Source organism: Micromonospora phytophila (assembly GCF_023656545.1).
Classification (GTDB): domain Bacteria; phylum Actinomycetota; class Actinomycetes; order Mycobacteriales; family Micromonosporaceae; genus Micromonospora; species Micromonospora phytophila.
The window spans coordinates 1-2,424 of sequence record NZ_JAMOKF010000532.1; the positions used below are offsets into that span (position 1 = coordinate 1).

General features: G+C 72.5%; 2 protein-coding genes and 1 pseudogene. All 3 read left to right on the forward strand.

Annotated features, from left to right (window positions below; translation table 11 throughout):
* Positions 1-123: 123 nt before the first annotated feature.
* Positions 124-573: pseudogene (locus tag NCC78_RS30825) on the forward strand (PD-(D/E)XK nuclease family protein); the annotation flags it as partial.
* Positions 574-788: 215 nt separating this feature from the next.
* Positions 789-992 (forward strand): transcription antiterminator/RNA stability regulator CspE, encoded by a 204-nt coding sequence (gene cspE / locus NCC78_RS30830; RefSeq protein ID WP_007464836.1) that lies wholly within the window; start codon positions 789-791, stop codon positions 990-992.
* A gap of 220 nt (positions 993-1,212) precedes the next feature.
* The coding region (locus NCC78_RS30835) for a DEAD/DEAH box helicase (RefSeq protein WP_250798937.1) at positions 1,213-2,424 on the forward strand (1,212 nt) is incomplete at its 3' end.

The following is a 2,424-nucleotide window of genomic DNA, read 5'->3' on the forward strand; positions in this document are numbered from 1 at the left end:
AGGTAGCGACGGTAGGGGATGCGAGAAATCCTCGATGCCCCCGAACGGCCGAGCCTGTCGAAGATCCGCGTCTTTCCCTGTCAGCATGCGCGGACCGACAGTCTCGGTCGCGTCGAGGTCGCCGACCTGGACGAGCTGCCGGGGGCGGCGGACGCCGACGCCGCGCCCGACGAGGCGCTGGCCGAGCTCCAGGAGCGCTTCCTGGCCAGCGAGTGGGCGGACCGGGTGCCGGTGGAGGTGGAGGTGCCGTTCGCCACCGTGCTCGCAGGGACGGTGGTCCGGGGCCGGATGGACGCGGTCTTCGCCCGCCCCGGTGGGCGCTTCGACGTGGTCGACTGGAAGACCGGTCGGCAGCCCACCGGCGTCGCCGCCGAGGTCGCGGCGGTGCAGCTGGCGGTCTACCGGCTGGCCTGGGCGGAGCTGGCCGGGGTGCCGGTGGAGCGGGTCGGCGCCGCGTTCCACTACGTGCGGGACGGGGTCACGGTGCGCCCGGCGGACCTGCTCGACGCCGACGGGTTGACCGCGCTGATCGCCTCGGTTCCGGAATTTCCGGCCGACGGTGGTCATTCCTGAGATCCGTGGTAGATTGGACGCGTTGCAGTTATGGTTCCCAGAGACTCTGTGTGCGCCTGGTGGATTATGGCCCCAGGCGCTCTTTGTTGTGTCCGGAGTTCTCCGGGCGGGGCGACCAGAAGCGACAAGCGAGCCACGCAGTTCCGCGTGGGGCGCTCCTCTTCGAGCCCGCAACAGGTGCGGGTTCGACGTTCCGTCAAGGAGACGAAACAAACATGGCTATTGGCACCGTCAAGTGGTTCAACGCTGACAAGGGCTTCGGCTTCATCACCCCGGACGGCGGCGGCGCGGACGTCTTCGCCCACTTCTCGGCCATCCAGTCCTCCGGCTACCGGAGCCTGGACGAGAACCAGCGGGTCGAGTTCGAGGTGACCCAGGGCCAGAAGGGCCCGCAGGCGGAGAACATCCGCCCGCTCTGATCCTCGGATCGTCTCGTAACACCCACTGCGCCCTCCGGGTGCGGTGACGGGACCGGCCCGCCCCGCCGTCGACCTGCGTACGCAGGCGGCGGCTCGGCGGCGGGCCGGACCCCGTACCCTTCGGTTCGTGCTTGTGAGTCCCGGTGGACGAGTCCACCGGCGACAGCGCCGACATCCGGCGCCCTCCCTCGACACGTGCCGCGTCGAGGAAGGCTTCCGCATGACCACTGTCATTCCGTCATTCGCCCATACCGGGCTGGCCCCCGAGCTCCTCGCCGAGCTGGCCGCCCAGGGCATCACCGAGCCGTTCCCGATCCAGTCGGCCACCCTGCCGGACTCGCTGGCCGGCCGGGACGTGCTCGGCCGGGGCCGCACCGGCTCCGGCAAGACGCTCGCCTTCGGGCTCCCCACGCTGTCCCGCACCGCCGGCCGTCGGGCCCGGCCGGGCCGTCCGCTGGCCCTGGTGCTGGTGCCGACCCGGGAGCTGGCCCAGCAGGTCACCACCGCCCTCGACCCGTACGCACGGGCCCTCGGGCTGCGCTGCGCCACCGTGGTGGGCGGCCTCTCCCTGCAACGCCAGGCCGACGCGCTGCGCGCCGGTGCCGAGCTGGTCGTGGCCACCCCCGGGCGGCTGCACGACCTGATCAACCGTGGTGACGCCCGGCTCGACCAGGTCGCCATCACCGTGCTCGACGAGGCCGACCAGATGGCCGACATGGGCTTCCTGCCGCAGGTGACCAAGCTGCTGGAGCAGGTCGCGCCCAACGGGCAGCGGATGCTCTTCTCGGCCACCCTCGACGGCGGCGTGGACAAGCTGGTCCGTCGCTTCCTGAGCAGCCCGGTCACCCACTCGGTGGACCCGGGCACCGCCACGGTGACCGCGATGACCCACCACGTGCTGCACGTCGACGCGGTGGACAAGCCCACCGCGCTGACCTGGATCGCCGCCCGCGAGGGCCGCACCATCCTGTTCATGGGCACCAAGCACCGCGCCGACCGGCTGGCCCGCCAGCTGCTCTCCAAGGGCGTACGCGCCGCCGCGCTGCACGGTGGCAAGTCGCAGCCGCAGCGCACCCGGATCCTGGAGCAGTTCCGCACCGGCCAGGTCACCGCCCTGGTGGCGACCGACGTGGCGGCCCGGGGCATCCACGTGGACGGCCTCGACATGGTGGTCAACGTGGACCCGCCGGCCGAGGCGAAGGACTACCTGCACCGTGGTGGGCGTACCGCCCGGGCGGGGGAGTCCGGCACGGTCGTCACCCTCGTCCTGCCGGAGCAGCGCCGGGACGTGTCCCGGCTGATGGCGACCGCCGGCATCCGCCCCGAGTCCGCTCAGGTGCGTCCCGGCGACGCGGCGCTGACCCGGGTGACCGGTGCGCGGGAGCCCTCCGGCACGCCGGTGACGATCGCCGCGCCCGCCCCGGCGGCCGCG

Coding starts and splice junctions, on each gene's coding strand:
- cspE (WP_007464836.1), top strand. CDS start 789: ATGGCTATTGGCACCGTCAAGTGGTTCAACGCTGACAAGGGCTTCGGC.